This is a genomic window from Roseateles aquatilis (assembly GCF_002205645.1).
GTDB classification, from domain to species: domain Bacteria; phylum Pseudomonadota; class Gammaproteobacteria; order Burkholderiales; family Burkholderiaceae_C; genus Roseateles; species Roseateles aquatilis.
This window is the reverse complement of record NZ_NIOF01000002.1, coordinates 395,521-413,238: the sequence shown is the minus strand read 5'-3', so window position 1 is coordinate 413,238 and position 17,718 is coordinate 395,521. Positions and strand designations below refer to the sequence as shown.

At 71.8% G+C, this 17,718-nt stretch carries 12 protein-coding genes; 9 read left to right on the top strand and 3 right to left on the bottom strand.

Features of this window, described 5'->3' with window-relative positions:
• The first annotated feature begins 38 nt into the window (after positions 1-38).
• From CDN99_RS07280 to CDN99_RS07245, 8 genes are all read left to right on the top strand, one after another.
• Positions 39-692 carry a type II secretion system protein gene (locus CDN99_RS07280; protein WP_088384084.1) on the top strand — a complete coding sequence of 218 codons (654 nt, stop codon included), beginning with the start codon at positions 39-41 and terminating at the stop codon, positions 690-692.
• Between the two features lie 11 nt (positions 693-703).
• Entirely contained in the window at positions 704-1,291 is a 588-nt protein-coding gene (locus tag CDN99_RS07275) for a toxin co-regulated pilus biosynthesis Q family protein (protein ID WP_088384082.1), read from the top strand.
• The gene (locus CDN99_RS07270; protein WP_088384080.1) at positions 1,288-2,937 is read left to right on the top strand and encodes a secretin GspD/PilQ domain-containing protein; all 1,650 of its coding nucleotides are present in this window, start codon (positions 1,288-1,290) and stop codon (positions 2,935-2,937) included. The genes CDN99_RS07275 and CDN99_RS07270 overlap by 4 nt, the downstream gene beginning before the upstream one ends.
• Complete coding sequence (locus CDN99_RS07265) at positions 2,937-4,256, top strand: type 4b pilus protein PilO2 (protein ID WP_088384078.1); 1,320 nt, start codon at positions 2,937-2,939, stop codon at positions 4,254-4,256. The genes CDN99_RS07270 and CDN99_RS07265 overlap by 1 nt, the downstream gene beginning before the upstream one ends.
• Positions 4,257-4,269: 13 nt before the next feature.
• A complete protein-coding gene (locus CDN99_RS07260) occupies positions 4,270-4,983 on the top strand; it encodes a hypothetical protein (RefSeq protein WP_088384076.1) in 714 nt (237 codons plus the stop codon).
• Positions 4,976-6,937 (top strand): GspE/PulE family protein, encoded by a 1,962-nt coding sequence (locus CDN99_RS07255; RefSeq protein WP_141100683.1) that lies wholly within the window; start codon positions 4,976-4,978, stop codon positions 6,935-6,937. Before CDN99_RS07260 ends, CDN99_RS07255 begins: the two co-directional genes overlap by 8 nt.
• Positions 6,938-7,030: 93 nt before the next feature.
• Entirely contained in the window at positions 7,031-8,113 is a 1,083-nt protein-coding gene (locus tag CDN99_RS07250) for a type II secretion system F family protein (protein ID WP_238139406.1), read from the top strand.
• Positions 8,110-8,622, top strand: coding sequence for a lytic transglycosylase domain-containing protein (locus tag CDN99_RS07245; protein ID WP_088384072.1), 513 nt, complete (start codon positions 8,110-8,112; stop codon positions 8,620-8,622). Before CDN99_RS07250 ends, CDN99_RS07245 begins: the two co-directional genes overlap by 4 nt.
• Here the strand turns inward: CDN99_RS07245 and paeA are convergent.
• Both paeA and CDN99_RS07235 read right to left on the bottom strand, forming a co-directional pair.
• Entirely contained in the window at positions 8,588-9,904 is a 1,317-nt protein-coding gene (gene paeA / locus CDN99_RS07240) for a polyamine export protein PaeA (RefSeq protein WP_259374713.1), read from the bottom strand. The two genes, CDN99_RS07245 and paeA, sit on opposite strands and share 35 nt — an antisense overlap.
• A 110-nt stretch (positions 9,905-10,014) precedes the next feature.
• Positions 10,015-10,488 (bottom strand): DUF4019 domain-containing protein, encoded by a 474-nt coding sequence (locus tag CDN99_RS07235; RefSeq protein ID WP_158218774.1) that lies wholly within the window; start codon positions 10,486-10,488, stop codon positions 10,015-10,017.
• Positions 10,489-10,731: 243 nt separating this feature from the next.
• Between CDN99_RS07235 and CDN99_RS07230 the strand changes: the two genes are divergently transcribed.
• Positions 10,732-14,595, top strand: a complete 3,864-nt coding sequence (locus tag CDN99_RS07230) for an ATP-binding protein (RefSeq protein ID WP_088384068.1) — start codon at positions 10,732-10,734, stop codon at positions 14,593-14,595.
• Positions 14,596-14,781: 186 nt separating this feature from the next.
• Here the strand turns inward: CDN99_RS07230 and ligD are convergent, their stop codons facing one another.
• Positions 14,782-17,718, bottom strand: a complete 2,937-nt coding sequence (ligD, locus tag CDN99_RS07225) for a DNA ligase D (protein ID WP_088384425.1) — start codon at positions 17,716-17,718, stop codon at positions 14,782-14,784.

Here is a 17,718-nt window from a genome sequence, read left to right as displayed (position 1 = left end):
TGCGGCACCCATGTACGACCCTTGAAGGAGTTCTCCCGATGAATGTCACCCCGTCCGCTTCCGTCTCCGCGCCCCGCATCGGCAGGAGCTTCCAGCGGCGCCCTCGCCAGCGCGGCGCCACGCTGCTGGAGCTCATGATCGGCCTGGCCGTGATCATCTTCATCATGGTGGTGGTGCTGATCGGCATGCGCAGTCTGAACGACCAGCTCGACCGCTCGGCGCTGCTGCGCTACGCACCGCAGATCAAGATGAACATCGCCGGCATGCGCGAGGGCCTGGACCTCAAGCAGCTGACGACTCCCAACGCCGTCGCGCTGGGCGCGTTCCCGGCCGAGATCGTCGTCGGCACCGGCGTCGACGCGATCGTCAAGAACCCCTTCGGCGGCAAGATCTTCGCCAACGGCACCACCGCCACCATCGGCCGCGTGGACGTCGGCCAGGGCTTCGCGCTGAGCTTCACGGAGATCCCGACCTCGCAGTGCGCGGGCGTGGTGCGCGGCCTGGCGCCGATGGCGCAGGGCATCTGGGTCGACGACGTGGCGACCCCTGCCTCCCTGGCCGCCGCCCCCGCCAACGACGCCGTCGTCATGGATCCCGCCAGCACGATCGGCATCGAGCTGGTCAAGCTGGCCAAGGTCTGCTCGCCCAATGACGCCAAAACTGTTTCCGTCCACGCGCTGATGAAGATCTGAGGTCCCCCGCCATGTCCCGACCTCGTCCTTCCGGACGCAGCCCCACGGCCTCGGCCGTGGTGATCGCGGCGCTGTCGTCGCTCGCGGTGCCCCTGCTCGCGCGCCCCGCGCCGCCGATGGGCACGCCGCCGGCAGCGGCGTCCACCGCTGCGCCCACGCCCACGCCCACGACTGCGCCTGCACCTGCATCGGCATCGGCATCGGCATCGGCATCGGCATCGGCGACGATCGCCGACATCGACTGGATCGCCACGCCTCGGCCCGCCGTGTCGCTGCGCGCGCCATCGCGGTCGGTCTCGGCGGCGATGGACACGTTGCGGTCCGAAGCCTCGATGGACTGGACCATCGAGCTCACCGACGGCACCTTCCATCAGACCCTGCGCCGCTGGACCCGCGCGGCGGGCTGGCAACTGGTCTGGGAGGCGGAGCGGGACTTCCCCATCGACGCCCAGGTCACGCTGCGCGGCAATTTTCTCGACGCACTCGGCCAGGCGATGACCGCCTTGAGCGCGACCGACTTCCCGCTGCAGGCCCGCATCCAGCCGGAGACGCGCGTGGTCCGCGTCGGCCGATACCTGCTCGATGGAGAGCGACGATGAGACGGGCGACACGTCCAGCCGCGATACCAACGGCCGCGTTGCTCGCGGCGGCGCTCGCCGGTTGCGCGCTGCCCGCCGCCCGGCGCTCGATGGTCGAGCATCGCGAGCACCTCGACCGCAGCGGCGCCTTCCAGGCGCGCGTCCGAGAACCGCAGGCCTTGCCGCCACTGGTCGTCGCCGATCCGGCGATCCGCTTCGCGCAGCGATCCGTGCCCTTGCGGCTCGCGACCAGCCTGCCGCCGCATCTGGGCGACGTGCGGCTGCACTACCCGGGGCGACTGCCGCTGGTGACGGTCGCCGAGGCGATCTCGCGCCTGATCGAGCTGCCGGTGGTCATGACGCCCGACGCGCTGCAAAGCGCCGCCGACTACGCGCCCGGCGACCTGTCCGCCCCCGCCGCCGAGCCCGACCTCGCGCCGGACGAGGCGGCGGCGCTCCGCCTGGCCGGACGCTCCGGCGCGCGGCGGCTGGATCTGTCCCCGGCCGAGCATCAGAACACCGTCGAGCTGAACTACGCGGGCCCGCTCGCCGGCCTGCTCGATCGGGTCGCCAGCCAGGCCGGTCTGCAATGGACCTACGGTGGCGGGCGTATCGTGTTCTCGCGCGTCGTGACCCGCGCGATCGCCGTCAAGGCCCTGCCCAACGGTCTCGCCACGACGGCCAGCTTCGACGTGCTGGGCGGTGGCAGCGACAGCGGCGGCTCAGGCGCCGCGAAGGTCGACTTCAGCGCGCAGAGCGACTACTGGGCCGGATTGACGGATTCGCTCAAGGGCCTGCTGTCGACGCGGGCCAAGCTGCTGGTCGATCCCCGCTCCGGACTGGTCACCGTCACCGACGCGGTGGCCAACGTCGAGGCCGCGCAGGCCTACCTGGACGCGATCAACACCAACTTGATGCGACAGGTGGTGCTGGAGGTGGAGGTGCTGCAGGTCAGCTTCTCGGACCAGTTCAGCGCCGGCATCGACTGGCACGCGATGCTGGGCCGGCTGGGCCGCGGCAACGCGCTGGAGTTCACCGGCCCCGCCGCGCTCGGCCCGATCGGCGGCGGCGCGACGGCCGCGCTGAGCTTCGTGCTGGGGGCATCCGCCTCGCGCGAGTCGCCCAGCAAGTGGGTCGCCAAGGCCTTGCAGGAGTACGGCCGCGTCTCCACCGCCTACTCCAGCGTGGTGACCACGACCAACCGGATGCCGGTGCCGATGGGCGCGCTGCAGACCATCTCCTACGTGCAGCGCGCGACCGCCGCGGTGGTCAACCCCACGACCGGCGCCGTCTCGCCCGGCGCGCTGGAGCCGGGGAAGCTGTCCACCGGATTGGGCCTGACGGTGCTGCCGGTGATCCTGGATTCCAACCGCGTGCTGCTGCAAACCGCGCTGCAGGTCAGCGAACTGCGCCAGTTGCGCTCCTTCGCGAGCGGCACCGGGACCTCGGCGCAGTCGGTGCAATTGCCGGAGACGATGAGCTTCAGCGCGATGCAGCGCGTCAGCGTGCCTGCCGGTCAGACACTGGTGCTGGCCGGTTTCGAGCGCGAGCAGACGCAACTCGACGATGCCGACATCCTGCGCGGGCTGCTGCCCCTGGCGCGTCGCGGCTCGCGCGGCAAGCAGGGCACGGTCGTGTTGATCACGCCCCGGTTGACGGAGCTGTGATGAGCGAGGGCATTCAATGTGTCGACGTCGCCGGCCTGCGCCTGGTCTTCGGGCTGGAATGGCATCCGGTGGCCCAGCCGGACGACCCGCGTCCGGAACTGCGGCAGGCCAGGCAAGCCGGCTACGGCCACGCGGTGACGCTGCCCGACGGCAGCCTGATCGGCCTGGCGCGTCGCTTGACGGGGCACGGCCAGCCGTACTCCGGCGTCGCGCTGCTGATCGCCGGCTTCGCCGAGCGCGGCGCGGAGGCCTGCCTGATCGCCGCGGGCCCGGGCGTGGCCTTCGTCGGCCTGATGGAGCGACGCCCGGTTCCCGGCTTCGACCGCCTGCTGCCCGACCTGGACGCGGCGCTGGCGCTGCTCCAGGAGTTCCGGGACATGCACCCGGACCAGGCCGTGCGCGTCGCCAGCCATCTGCCGGGCCGGGAACAGATCGGTGACGTCCTGGCCCTGGAGCCGCCATTCGGTCAGCCGGACCGGGAGGCGCGGCTGCGGTCGTTGCGGCGGCTGCCCGACAGGGGCGTGCTGATCGCCGGCACGGCGGCGCTGCTGTTGGCGGCGATCGCCGCCGCCTGGTGGCTGCACCGTGCGCAGGCGCTCACGCGGGCAGCCGACGAAGCCGCGGCGGCGCGGGCACGCGCGGCGGCGACGAAGCACCGGACCCAAGCCCGGCACGAGACGCAGACGCGGCTGCTCGCCGCGGCCGGACGTCCCGGCAGCGCCACCCTGACTCGCTGGCGCGACGCCATCGCCGATCTGCCGCTCAGCCGTGCCGGCTGGTCGCTGCAACGGGTGGACTGCGACCGGTATGGAGGCTGCGTCGCGCACTGGGCACGTCATCACGGCAGCTTCGAGGACCTGGACCGACAAGCGCGCGGCCAGCTCGGCGCACCGGCTTTCGCGGCGAGCCACCCGCCGGGCGCGGACTGGCTCGGCACGACGATGACGACCGCGATCGTCGCCACGGGAGAGTCCGTCCCGGCGGGATCGGCCGAGATGCTGGTCCAGGAGCGCCTGCCCCGGCTGCGCGACGCGGTCAACGCGTGGGGAAGCCGGTTGCAGGATCTGGCGCTGGTCGGTGGACGGACCTCCCTTGCGTCCGGCGCGCCGTTCGGCGCCGAGGCGACCGGCACTGGCGCCGCGCAGATCGGCACTGGCATCGTCCGCCTGGAATGGCGCGTGGTCGACGGCCTGTGGTCGCTGCCGATGCTGGAGCTCCCTGCCTACACGGTACCCGAGACGCTGACGCTGACCCTCGCCGGCACGCAAATCACCTACGAACTTACCGGCTCTCTCTTCGCGAATGGTCAGAGTTACTGAATCCCGACGGCCCATGGCACGCCTGATCAGGTCCTTCCTCCTGACGGCGACGGCGACGGCCGCGAGTGGCGCATCGACGCTGCCCGAGGCCGCCGCCGCCACGACACGGGACCCGACGCTGCGCGAGCTGATCGACGTGGCACGGCGCAACAAGTCCGCCGAACTGCATGCCGCCGCGACGCGCCTGGCCGAAGCGCAGCGCACGGCGGACACGCCGGTGCCGGCTCCTTCCGGCGCCGCCTCATCGATGCTTGCGCCGGCCACGCATACCACCGGTCCAACCGCCCTCGACGGTCCGCCAAAGCTCTGGTCGCTGACCGCCGTCGGCGTGCGCTGGCATGCGGAGATTCTGTACGGGGGCCGCATCCGCTCGATCAGCGTCGCCGACGTCGACCGTCGACAGGTCGGTCCCTGGCAGGTGGTAGGTCTGACGGACCAAGGGCTGATGCTGCAACGCCCCGCCCCGGCATCGTCCGCCGCCGGCGCGCCGCCACCGCCGAGACAGTTGCTGCTGAAACCGCCCTCGCGAGGAACGGCCTTGGGCAGCTTCAAGTTCGAAGCGCCCGCCTCGCCGCCGTCGCAGTGGTCCGCGCCCACGCCGTCGGCCCTGGCATCACCATCGCATCGCCTGGCCGATGCCGCCGATGCGGCGGCCCGCGCCGCCTCGTTGCCCCTGCCGGGCGCATCGACCGTCGACGATGGCAACGGGCCCGCGGACGATGACTGACCCCGTCGCGCCGGCGCCCGTGCCCGATCAGGCATCTGGCGCCGGACCCGCGGCAAGGCATGGGTCGGGCACGGGCACGGGCACGACCGCTGCCGCGACCGCCGACCGCCACCTCTCGGATCCCTCCCAACTGCCGCCTTTCGAGCGCGTGATCTCCACGGCGTCTGATCAGCTCGTCGGCGCCGGGCCGACGGGGATGCTGCGCGTGCCACGGCACAAGCGGGACCGGCTGGCGGCGCTCGGGCTGGCGGGCGGGCGCTTCCTGCTGCTGTCCGCCATCGACGAGGTCCACGGCACGCCCTGGTATCACCTGATCCAGGCGGGCAAGGCGCTGGGGCTGGACTACGCCGGCCATCGGACCGCCGATCCGGTGGTCTTCGCCGCGCTGGCGACGACGGACGAGCTCCCGGGCGCCTTGCCCGCCACCAGCCGGGCCGACACCGCGTCCGACGGTGGTGAGGGCGCTGGCGGCGGCGGCGCCACCGCCCTCCACGCCCGCACCGACAGGATCCGCACCACCGATGCCACGGATGGCGTCGGGTCCTCCGAGCCCACCGCCGACGAGCGTCAGGCCGCCGAGACCGCCCGCGACATCGAGGCGATGGTCGCCAGGTCCTCGCCGCTCGAGTGGTTCCGCGCGGTCATCCAGCGTTGCATGAACGCCGGCGCGAGCGATCTGCATCTGGAAGTGCGCGACGCCATCGCCCATGCGCGCGTGCGGCTCGACGGACGCATGCGGCCGCTCGGCCGCTATCCGGCGCGGATCGCCGTCGACGGCATCTCGGCCGCCTACACCATGCTGGCCGAGGAGCGCTCCCGCAGCGAGGTCGCCTTCAACGGCGCCGTGCCGCAGGCCGCGATGATCCCGCTCGACTTCGGGCGCACGCGGCTGACGCTGCGCTACCAGAGCCACCCGGCCGTCGGCGGCCTGGACGTGGTGATCCGGCTGCTGCGCGCGGCCGGCGGCGGACGCCCGCGCCTGGGCACGCTGGAGACGCTCGGCTACACGCCGTGGCAGGCACGCCGGCTGAACGAGGCCCTGGCCTCGGCCTGGGGCGGCGTGTTCGTCGCCGGCGTGACCGGCTCGGGCAAGACGACCACGCTCAACACCATGATGGCGCTGCTCGCACGCGAGGGCTCGCGCAAGCTGTTCACCATCGAGGATCCGGTCGAGTACGAGACGGCCGGCGTCAGCCACCTGTCCATCCAGCGCGGCGCGGTCGCCGGCGCCGACCCTTTCCACGCGGCGATGCTGGCCTTCCTGCGCATGGATCCCGACGTCGGCCTGTTCGGCGAGATCCGCGACGCGCTGTCCGCCGGCATGGCGCAAGCGGCGATCCAGACCGGCCACAAGATCCTGTCCACGGTGCATGCGACCTCGGCGCTGGGCATCCTCGGCCGGCTGTCATCGCGACTGCTGGGCCTGGCCCGCGAGGACCTGTGCGACCCCGAATTCATCTCCGCCCTGGTCTACCAGGTGCTGATGCCGCTGAACTGCGAACACTGCAAGCGCCCGGCCGTCCGCGTCATGAGCCCGGACGCTTTACAGGTCTGGCGTGACGGATTTGGCATCGATCCCTTGACGATTCACTGCGCCAGCGCGAACGGTTGCACGCACTGCCGGCGCCCCGGCATCGACTATCCCCCCGGCGCCGACGATGACACGGACGCCCGCAACGGCACCGCCGGCGTCAAGGTCGGCGCCGAGGTGATCGTGCCGGACCTGCGGCTGCTGGACCTGCTTCGCCAGGGCCGCGACGCCGAGGCCCGGCGCCATTGGCGCCGCCGCCGCACCGCCTCGTTCACCGATCCCGACATGGACGGCAAGGACGCCTGGGGCCACGTGCTGCACGACGTCGCCGCCGGTCGGGTCGATCCGTTCCATTTCGAGCGGACCTTCGGCAGCGCGCTGCTGCTGGCCCAGACCCTGGCCGCGGACGAGGCCGACCGATGAACCCGATCCCGTTGCAAGCATGACCCTGTCGACAATCCGTTCGAACCTCGCCGCCGCGCCGGCGGTCTCGCGCGCGCCGCGCGCATTGACGCCGTGCTGATCCCCGCCCTGGACTGGCTGCTGGTGCGCGCCGCGGCACGGCGGCTGCGCCAGCGACGCGGCGATTTCTACTACGACCTGGCCGCCGCGCTGGAAGACCGCGTCCCGCTGTTCACCATCCTGCGCAAATGCGAGGTGCGCGCCCGGCGCCGCTCGCGCGGCGACCAACTGCTCTACCGCCGGATGCTGCGCGCGGCGATGGGCGGTTCGCTGGCGCGGGCGCTGGCCGGCGTCGTGCCGCCCAGCGAGTTGCTGATGATCGACGCGCTGCAGGGCGGCGGCGATGAGCGGCTCTCCCAGGGGCTGCACTTCCTGTCCGACACCGTCGAGAAGGTCGACGGCATGTTCCGCGCGGTCCGCAAGGCCGTGGCCTATCCGCTGATGCTGCTGGGCGCGATGACGGCGATCCTGGTGGTGTTCTCGCTGCACGCGGTGCCGGTGCTGGCCGACCTGATCGCGCCGGAGCGCTGGCCGCCACTCGGGCAGGCGCTGTACGCGGTGGCCTGGCTGGTGCGCCATCACGGGCTCATGATCGGCGCGATGGCACTCGCGGGCGGCGCGCTGTTCGTGTGGGCGCTGCCGCGCTGGCAAGGCCCGGGGCGACGCTGGCTCGACCGGTATCCGCCGTTCAGCCTCTATCGGGACTTCTCGGGCGCGATGCTGGTGATCTCGCTGTCCTCGCTGATGCGGGCCGGCGTTTCGCTGCGTGCCTCGCTGGAGCGCGCCGGCCGCTTCAGCGGGCCGTGGATGCGCTGGCACCTGCGGCAGATCCTCGCCCGGCTGTCCGACCGGCAGGCCGCGCAGTTCGGCCGCGCCTTCGCCACCGGGGTGCTCAATCCAGCCATGGAAGAACGCGTCCAGGACGCCGCCGAGCGCCGCGATCCCGTCGCCGCCTTCGTCAAGATCGGGGTCGGCTCGATCGACCGGCTGCAACGCGGCATCGCCGATTCGGCCGCGCGACTCAACGGTCTGCTGCTCGTGGCCGCGGCGGCGCTGCTGCTGTTCCTGGTCGGCGGATTTCTCTCCACCGTGATGGAGGTGCAGAACAGCATGCAAATGGAGATGGGGACGTCATGACACGACGCGCGCGCTCCGTCTTCCGTGCCGGCGCCCTGGGCGCGATGCTGCTGCTGGCGACCGTGACGTCCCGAGCCATGTGCTTCGAAGCGGCCGGCCAGCGCTACGGCGTGTCACCGCTGCTGCTGCGCGCGGTGGCCCGCCAGGAGTCCAACCTGAATCCGCGCGCGTCCCACCGCAACGCCGACGGCTCGACGGACATCGGGTTGATGCAGATCAACTCGTCCTGGGTGCCCACGCTGGCCAGATACGGCGTCCACGCGCACGACCTGTGGGACCCCTGCGCGAACGCGATGGTCGGCGCCTGGATCCTGGCCAGCAACTTCCGGAGGATGGGCGATACCGCGATGGCGCTCGGCGCCTACAACGCCCAGGATCCGCAGAAACGCCTGGCCTATGCGCGGCAGGTGCTGCGCCACTACGCGCGGTTGAAGGCCGAGGAGGAAATCGCCCTGGGCGCCGCGGCGCCGTCGCTCAATCCGACGCCGACGCCGGCGCGGCGCCGCTGACCACGCGGGCGATCATGACCTGGTCGACGCGATGGCTGTCGACGTCGACCACCTCGAAGCGCCAGCCGTGCCATTCGACGACGTCGGTCCGCTTCGGGATCCGGCGCAGCATCACCATCAGGAATCCGGCCAGCGTGTCGTACTGGCCGTGGTGCGGGAAGTCGTCGACCCCCAGCGCACGCTGCACGTCCGGGATCGGGGTGATGCCGTCGGCCAGGAAGCTGCCGTCGTCCCGGCGGATGATCTGCTGCTCTTCCTCGTCGGTGGACACCATCGAGCCCATCACCGTGCTCATCACGTCGTTGAGGGTGATCACGCCGACGACCAGGCTGTACTCGTTGACGATGACCGCGAAGTCCTCATGCGCCTGGCGGAACTGGGTCAGCACCTCGGCCAGCGTCAGCCGGTCGGGCACGATCAGCACCTTCTTGATCAGCCCCGGCTCGGCGCGCAGGCTGATGACCTCGCCGCGCAGCACGCGCTGGAACAGGTCGGTCGCGTCGACATAACCGACGACCTGGTCGATGTCCTTGTCACAGACGAGGTAGGTCGAATGCGGCGAGTCCGCGATGCGCGTGCGCACGAGCGCCTCGTCATCGTCGAGCGAGAAATACACCACCCGTTCCCGCGAGGTCATCGACGACTCGACCGTGCGGGTCTCCAGCTCGAAGACGTTCTCGATCACCTGCTGCTCGGCCGCCGCGACCACACCCGCCTGATGGCCGGCCGCCGCAAGCGCCAGGATGTCGGCGTGCGTGATCGTGTTGTCCGGGGTCATCGGACGGCCCAGCAGCCGCAACAGGCTGTCGGCCACCAGATTCAAGGCCCAGGCCACCGGACGCAGCAACAGCGTCAGCAACAGCATCGGGCGGATCAGCACCATCGCCACGCGTTCGGGCTCGTTCAGCGAGAGCCGCTTGGGCAGCAGGTCCGCCAGCACGACGAAGAGGATGGTCACGCAGGCGAAGGACAGCCCGAAGGCGACGCGCTGCGCGGTATCGATGTCGATCAGCGGCCGCAGCAGCGTTTCGAAATGGGGGGTCAGCGCGCCTTCGCCGACCACGCCGGCCAGGATCGCGAGCGTGTTGACACCGATCTGGACGACGGTGAAATAGTGGCCCGGCTGTTCCTGCACCTTCAGCACCTGCGCCGCGCGGGCGTCGCCCTCGTCGGCCAGTTGACGCAGCCGCAGGCGCCTGGAGGCCGCCAGCGACAGCTCCGCCATCGAGAAAAATGCGCTGGCGACGATCAGCACCAGGATCAGGAACAGGCTGGAACTCAAAAGGCGGCTTTCTCAATCGGGAAGCCGCCAGTGTAGCGGCCGCCCAACGCCGCACGCAGCCCCTGGTCGAGGAGAACCCGCCGCCCGGCCGGCCGATGCGGGCAGCGCGCCTACTTGATGAAGTAGCCCGAGACCCGCCAGGCCCCGTCCGGATCGCGGGCGGCGACCACCGTCTCGACGGCGCCCAGCCTCTTCTCGAAGGCGGTGTCGAACTGGAGGATCACGTACTCTCCCGGCGGCGCGTTGGGCAGGTCGCGCTTGAAGTCGGCGGACTTCAGGACGCGCGCGGTCGGCGCGCCCAGCGGCGTCCGCACCGAGGTCAAGGCCGCCGCCCAATCGCTGCTGGAGATCGCGCCGCGGAAGTCCTTGGACGCCTGGTTCCAGCTCTCCGGGTACTTGCCGGCGTCGGTCAGTTGCAGCCAGGCCGTGGCGGCCTTGGTGGCGGCGTCGCTGGCCTCGACGGTCTGCATGGTGGGAACGGACTTGTTGCCTCCGGCCTGGGCCAGGGCCGGCGGCGCCAGCGACACCGTCGCGGCGATCGCGCCGGCCAGGGCGGCCGCGCGCAGGGATGCGTTGATCGTCATGACTCTCCCTCGGGTGGGTGAGGAGGACGACGTCGCGCCGCCCCCCGACAAGGCCGGCCCGGACGGACCGACGCCCCGCTTATACGGTAGACCGGCCGCCCCGCCAGCGGTCATGGGCACTTCCGCGCGCGGACCGCGCGCCGTGCCCGCGCCCCCGCCCACTCGGGCGCACCGCTTGCTCGGTGCCTTGTAGACTCGCCCCGCCTCCTTCACCCACCGTTCCGCCCTGGAGGGCCCCGCCCCATGTCCCCTGCCGCCGCTGGAGATGCATCCCCCGGGCGGGCCGCGCCGCAATGGCGCCACTTCCTGGACGGCGGCGGCGAGGTCGGCGAGCGGCTGCGCGGCCTGGACTGGCAGGCCACGCCGCTGGGGCCGCCGGACGGCTGGCCGCAGGCGCTCAAGACGGTGGTGCGAATGATGCTGGACTCCCGCTACGCGATGTGGATGGCGTGGGGCGAGTCGATGACCTTCCTGTGCAACGACGCCTACCTGCCAACGCTGGGCATGAAGCGCGAATGGGCCCTGGGGGCGCGCTCGGAGCGCGTCTGGTCCGAGATCTGGGACGCCGCCTACAGCCGCATCCGCCACGTGCTCACGCACGGCGAGGCCACCTGGGACGAGGGCCTGCTGCTGTTCCTGGAGCGCAGCGGCTTCCGCGAGGAGACCTATCACACCTTCTCCTACAGCCCGGTCTACGACGACACGCTGCGGGTGAACGGCATGTTGTGCGTGGTCACCGAAGTCACGGACCGCGTCATCGGCGAACGCCGCCTGCGCGTGCTGCGCGACCTGGCCGCGCGCACCGTCGGCGCCGACCAGGCCGACGAATGCGCGCGGCGGACCTGCGAGGTGCTCGGGGAGTTCCCGCTCGACCTGCCCGTCGCGGCGCTCTACCTGACCGAGCCGGGCGGTCGCTCGGTGCGCCGCGCCGGCTGCGCGGGCGAGCGCAGCGCCGCGCAACTGCCGCAGCGCTTGAACCTGGACGACGCGCCGAGCGGCTGGCCGCTGCGCGCGCTGTATGACGCCGAGACGACGCAGGAGCTGCCCTCGCTGACGGCGCTCGGGCTCGACCTGGACCTGCCGCCGTGGCCGGAGCCCGTCGAGCGCGCGGTGCTGCTGCCCCTGAAGAGCCCGGGCGCGGAGCTGGCCGGCTTCCTGGTCGCGGGCCTGAGCCCGCGCCGGCCCGACGACGAGGCCTACCGCGGCTTCCTGCAACTGGTGGCCGGCCAGATCGCCGCCGCGCTGGCCGATGCCGCGGCCTACGAGGCCGAGCGCCGCCGCGCCGAATCGCTGGCCGCGCTGGACCGCGCCAAGACCGCCTTCTTCTCCAACGTCAGCCACGAGTTCCGCACCCCGCTGACCTTGATGCTGGGCCCGCTGGAAGAGCTGATCACCACGCCCGACCTGAGCGCGGCGCAGCGCGAGCGGCTGTCGCTGGTGCTGCGCAACGCCGGGCGCCTGCGGCGGCTGGTCAACACGCTACTGGACTTCTCCCGCATCGAGGCCGGCCGCGCGCAGGCCCGCTACCAGGCGACCGAGCTGGCGGTGCTGACGCGCGACCTGGCCAGCACCTTCCGCTCGGCGATGGAGCGGGCCGGGCTGGTCTTCGAGGTCGACTGCCAGTCGCTGGGCCAGCCGGCCTACGTCGACCGGGAGATGTGGGAGAAGGTGGTGCTGAACCTGCTCTCCAACGCCTTCAAGTTCACCATCGACGGCCAGGTGACGGTGCGCCTGCGGCCCCAGGGCCACGATCCGCGCCAGGCGGTGCTGGAGGTGGCGGACACCGGCGTCGGCATTCCGGCCGACGAGCTGCCGCGCCTGTTCGAGCGCTTCCACCGCGTGGCCGGCGTCGAGGGCCGCACGCACGAGGGCTCCGGCATCGGCCTGGCGCTGGTGCAGGAGCTGGTCAAGCTGCATGGCGGACGCATCGACGTCGCCAGCGTGCAGGGCGAAGGCACGCTCTTCCGCGTCACGGTGCCGCTGGGCCGCGACCATCTGCCGGCGGATCGGGTGGAGCCCGAGCGCGAGACCGCGCGTCGCGGTGCCGAGACAGCGCCGAGCACGACCGGCGCGCGCGCCTTCGTCGAGGAGGCGCTGCGCTGGCTGCCCGCCCACGACGCGGGGCGCGAGGCCGTCGATACGCGACGGATCGAGGCCGGCGCCATCGACGCGGCCGACCTGCGCTTCGCGCCGACCTTCGGCGCGCGGGTGCTGCTGGCCGACGACAACGCCGACATGCGCGACTACGTGCGCGACCTGCTGGCGCCGTATTACGCCGTGGAGACCGTGTCCGACGGCCTGCAGGCGCTGCAGGCGGCGCGGCGCGAGCCGCCGGACCTGATCCTGAGCGACGTCATGATGCCCAGGCTGGACGGCCTGGCGCTGCTGGGCGCGATCCGCGCCGACACGCGGCTGGTCGGCGTGCCGGTGGTGCTGCTGTCCGCGCGCGCCGGCGAGGACGCCCGCATCGAAGGCCTGGACGCCGGGGCCGACGACTACATGACCAAGCCCTTCTCGGCGCGCGAGCTGCTGGCGCGCCTGGGCGCGCTGCTGGAGCTGCGTCGCATGCGGCAGGCGGCGGAAGAGGCCTTCCGGCTGCGCACGGCGCAGTTCGAGACCCTGCTGAACGAAGCGCCGATGGGCGTCTTCCTGGTCGGCCACGAGGCCGGCGTGCTGCGCGTGCGGGAAGCCAATCCGACCGCGCGCGCGACCTTCGGCGCCTCGCACGAGCTGATCGGCGCGCGCTTCGACGACCTGGTGGAGCGGCAATGGGGCCATCCGCTGTCGGACCAGATCGTGTCGCTGTTCCAGCGCACGCTGGAAACGGGCGACCCGTACTACACGCCGGAGTTCATCCAGGCGCGCACCGACCGAGGCGCCACCGAGGCCTACGAGTGGCAGATCAACCGCATCCCGCTGCCCGACGGCACGCCGGGCGTGGTGTGCTACTTCCGCGAGATCTCCGCGCACCTGCGCGCGCGGCGCCGCCTGGAGGACGCGGACCGGCAGAAGGACCAGTTCCTGGCGATGCTGGCGCACGAGCTGCGCAACCCCATCGCCCCGATCCGCAGCGCCGGCGACGTGCTGTCGCGGCTGGGCCTGCCCGACGATCGGTCCAGGAAGATGGTCGACATCATCCGGCGCCAGGTCGACACGCTGACGCGGCTGGTGGACGACCTGCTGGACGTGTCCCGGATCACGCAGGGCCGGGTGGAGCTGCAGTGCGGCCCCGTGGCGCTGTCCGAGGTGGTGGCCCAGGCGGTCGAGACGGCGGAGCCCTTGATGCGGGACCGGCGCCATCGCTTCTCGGTGACCACCGGCCGGCCGCTGCGGGTACGCGGCGACCTGGCCCGGCTGGTGCAGTGCGTCGCCAATCTGCTGACGAACGCCGCCAAGTACACCGACCCGCATGGCCGGATCCATCTGACGGTCAGCGAGACGCGTGGCGAGGACGGCGGCCCGGGCATGGCCACCATCGCGGTCATGGACGACGGCATGGGCATTCCGCCGGAGCTGCAGGTGACGATGTTCGACCTGTTCGTGCAGGGGGATCGGACGCTGGACCGGTCGCAGGGCGGGCTGGGCATCGGGCTGTCGCTGGTGAAGCGGCTGATCGAGATGCACGGCGGCAGCGTGTCCGCGTTCAGCGAGGGCCTCGGTCGCGGCGCGCGTTTCGAGCTGCGGCTGCCCTTGCTGGTTGCGGAGCCGTCGGACGAGCGGGTCGAGGCGGTGCCGCGTCTGTTGCCACGGCGGATCCTGGTCGTGGACGACAACGCGGACGCCGCGGCGTCGCTGGCGATGATCCTCGCGATGGAGGGGCACGAGGTGACGCAGGTGCACAGCGGTCCGGAAGCGCTGCGCTTCCTGGAGCGCGGCCGCGTGGACGTCGCGCTGCTGGACATCGGTCTGCCGGGGATGAGCGGTTATGAACTCGCCCAGCGCATCCGGGCGCATCCGGCCTGGCGCGCGCTGCGGCTGGTGGCGTTGACCGGGTACGGGCAGGCGGAGGACCGGCAGCGGACGGCGGAGGCCGGCTTCGATGCCCATCTGGTGAAGCCGGCGGACCCGGGGGATCTGGCGCGGGCGTTGGCGCCGGATTGGCGGTAAGCGGCCCGACGCCGGACCGCACCCGGCGAATGAGGCGCTGGACGTTTGCTTTTTTACCGTTTCGCTCCCGCCCCTTCCCCGCCCTCCAGGCGGGCGGGGTCGTCGGTGCCCCGCCCCGGCCCGCCCCCCACGGGGCGGGTCACTTCGGCCGGCGCCGCGCGGTCGCTCGCGCCTGACGCCCGGCGTTCACAGGCCCAGCAGCTTCATGCCGCGGGTCAACGTCTGGCGGCAGGTCCAGTAGTCGTTCCATGGGTCCTGCTTCTGGAAGCTCATGCGATCGCGGGCGTTGGCGAGCGTCCATTGATCGCCGCGCTTGACCTCCGGCAGTTCATCCCACGCGATGGGCATCGAGACGCCCATGCCGGGACGCGCGCGTGCCGAGAAGGCCGACGCGGTGGTCTGCCCTTCGCCATTGCGCAGGTAGTCCGGGAATATCTTTCCCACGCGATGCTTCGGACCGCTCTTGGCGGAGAAGCGCTTCGGGAAGGTCTCCGTCAGGTGCCGCACCACCGCCTGGCTGAAACGCTTCGCGGTCGCGTGATCGTGCCGACGATCCAGCGGCGCGACCAGGTGCAGCCCCTTGCCGCCGCTGGTCTTCAACCAGGCCTGCAAGCCCAGCTCGCGCAGCAGCGCGCGCACGATGCCGGCCGCCTCCGCCACCTGTTTCCAGGCCACGCCCTCTCCCGGGTCCAGATCGAAGATCACCCGGTCCGATCGATCCAGGCGGTCGTCCTGCGCATTCCAGGTGTGGAACTCGACCGCGTTCATCTGCGTGAACTGCATCAGCGCGGCGGCATCGGGCACCACGATCAGGTCGTCGCCTTCGACATGCTTCTGAAAGAACAGCTGCCCGTCGATCCCGTCGGGCGCCCGCACGATCGCCACCGGGCGACGGCCCAGGTGTGGCATCAGCCACTCGGCCATGCTCTCGTAATACCGGACCAGATCGATCTTGGTGATGCCCGTGGACGGGTCGATGACGCGCTCCGGATGCGTGATGCGGAGCTGACCCGAGGACGCCTGGGCCACCGACGCCGCGGTCGACGCGCGTGATCCGGCCGTCTTGGCTGCGGCCTGTCGCTTCGTGTTGCCCGTTGACTTGCCAGCCGTCTTGCCGGTCGTCTTCTCGGCGCCCTGCGCGGCCTCGACGGCCTCGCCCTTCGACACGCCCTTCGCGCCCTTCGCGACGGCCTTGGCCGCGACCTTGACCGTGGGTGGCTGGTCGACGCCCGACACCGGCTTCGCCCCATCGGCGCGTCTCACCGCATCGGCCGGTTTCGCCGTCTCGCGTTCGACGTCCTTCGCCGCCTTGTCCTCGCGTTCGCCCTGGAACGACGCGTGGCGGATGTGCCCTTCCGGGGTCCATTCCGCGAAGGCGACTTCGACCACCATCGTCGGCCTGACCCAGCGCTCGTCGCCGCCCGCGCGGCCGGCGCGTCGGGCCCAGTGGCTGCGCTCGATGGTCTCGTCGTCGAAGTGCGGCGTCTTGCGCTCCAGGGCCACCAGGCGCCGGTGCAGTTCACCGGCCAGCTTCAGCGACCAGCCGGTGCCGACACGTCCGGCGTACCGCAGCTCGCCGTGCTCGTGATAGCCGAGCAGCAGGCTGCCCAGCGCCTTCGCGCCGTCGGAGCGGTCGGTGAAGCCGACGACCACGAACTCCTGCCGCTGCTGGCACTTCAGCTTGACCCACGCCTCGCTGCGCCCGGACACGTAGGTGCTGTCGGGCCGTTTCAGGATCAGGCCCTCCAGCCGCATCTGGCAGGCGGCGGCCAGCATCTCGTCGGGCGGGACCGCGAAGTCCTCGCTGAAGCGCAGGCGGTCGCCTTCATGGCCCGCCATCAGCGCGCGCAGCACCGCGCGGCGGTGCCTCAGGGGCACCTCGCGCAGGTCGTGGCCATTCAGGAAAGGCACGTCGAACAGGAAATACACGATGTCCTCGTGCCGGGTCCGCGTCGGGTGCCCGATCGCCTGCTGCAGCAGGCTGAAGTCGGGCGCGCCATCCTCCCGGAGCACGACGATCTCTCCATCCAGCCAGCCATCGCTCAGGCCCAGCGCCACGATCGCATCGGCCAGCGACGGCAACCGCGCCGTCCAGTCGTTGCCGCCACGGGTGACGAGCCGCGCCCGGCCCTTGTCGATGCGCGCCGCCAGCCGATAGCCGTCGAACTTGGCCTCGGCCACCCACTCGCCAGGCGGCGTCGCGCTGACCAGCGTCGCCAGCTGCGGCGAGAGCTCGATTGGCAGGCGCGCCTGCTTCGCCCGGCTCAGATCGGGCTCGCCGATGGCGGGATCGAGTCCGGCCTCCACGGGCGCCGCCGCGGCCCCCTTCCCGGACGTCGCGGACGTCCCGCCCATCGCCCCCCTCGCGGCGGCCGTCTTGCCGCCCTTCCTGGCTTGCCGGGCCGACGCGCCGTCCCCGCCGGCCTCATCGGCACCGCCGTGCCGGGCGGCCCTGTCGGCGCCCTTGCCGGCCCCCGTTCCGTCGCGCTCATCGGCCCATCCCAGCGGCTTGCCGACGACGCTGTCCGGCAGCGCGACGGTGACGTCGTAGTCGGCATGCGCGCGCTCCATGCCGTCGTGTTTCTTGATGAGCAGCCACTGCTCGCGCCTGGACGCGTCGCGCGAGGTGCGGATCAACTGCCACATGCCGGCGAGCTTCTGTCCGCGCAGCCGGAACACCAGCTTGCCGTCCTTCAAGGCCTGCCTCGGGTCGCCCTCGGGCTCCCAGATGCCGTTGTCCCAGACGATGACCTCGCCGGCACCGTACTGCTTCGGCGGGATGGTGCCCTCGAAGCCGCCGTAGGCCAGCGGGTGGTCCTCGACATGGATCGCCATGCGGCGCTCCTTGGGATCGAAGGACGGCCCCTTGGGCACGGCCCAGCTGAGCAGCACGCCGTCGAGCTCGAGCCGGAAGTCGTAGTGCAGGTGGCTGGCCCAGTGCTTCTGGACGACGAAGGACAAGGCCCCCACCGCGGGTCGCGTCGCGCGGCGCGGGGCCTTCGCGCGCGCCCGCGTCGACCGCGGCTTGTCGTCGTCCTCGACGTGATCCGGCTCGGGCGTGATGCGGAAGTCGCGCTTCTGTCGATAGCGCGCCAACGGGTCGTTGCGGGGAGCGGTCGGCAT

Bases quoted from the DNA above. Each gene is read 5' to 3' on its own strand.
- CDN99_RS07280 (WP_088384084.1), top strand. From the start codon at position 39: ATGAATGTCACCCCGTCCGCTTCCGTCTCCGCGCCCCGCATCGGCAGG.
- CDN99_RS07275 (WP_088384082.1), top strand. From the start codon at position 704: ATGTCCCGACCTCGTCCTTCCGGACGCAGCCCCACGGCCTCGGCCGTG.
- CDN99_RS07270 (WP_088384080.1), top strand. From the start codon at position 1,288: ATGAGACGGGCGACACGTCCAGCCGCGATACCAACGGCCGCGTTGCTC.
- CDN99_RS07265 (WP_088384078.1), top strand. From the start codon at position 2,937: ATGAGCGAGGGCATTCAATGTGTCGACGTCGCCGGCCTGCGCCTGGTC.
- CDN99_RS07260 (WP_088384076.1), top strand. From the start codon at position 4,270: ATGGCACGCCTGATCAGGTCCTTCCTCCTGACGGCGACGGCGACGGCC.
- CDN99_RS07255 (WP_141100683.1), top strand. From the start codon at position 4,976: ATGACTGACCCCGTCGCGCCGGCGCCCGTGCCCGATCAGGCATCTGGC.
- CDN99_RS07245 (WP_088384072.1), top strand. From the start codon at position 8,110: ATGACACGACGCGCGCGCTCCGTCTTCCGTGCCGGCGCCCTGGGCGCG.
- CDN99_RS07235 (WP_158218774.1), bottom strand. From the start codon at position 10,488: ATGACGATCAACGCATCCCTGCGCGCGGCCGCCCTGGCCGGCGCGATC.
- CDN99_RS07230 (WP_088384068.1), top strand. From the start codon at position 10,732: ATGTCCCCTGCCGCCGCTGGAGATGCATCCCCCGGGCGGGCCGCGCCG.
- ligD (WP_088384425.1), bottom strand. From the start codon at position 17,718: ATGCCGACCGCTCCCCGCAACGACCCGTTGGCGCGCTATCGACAGAAG.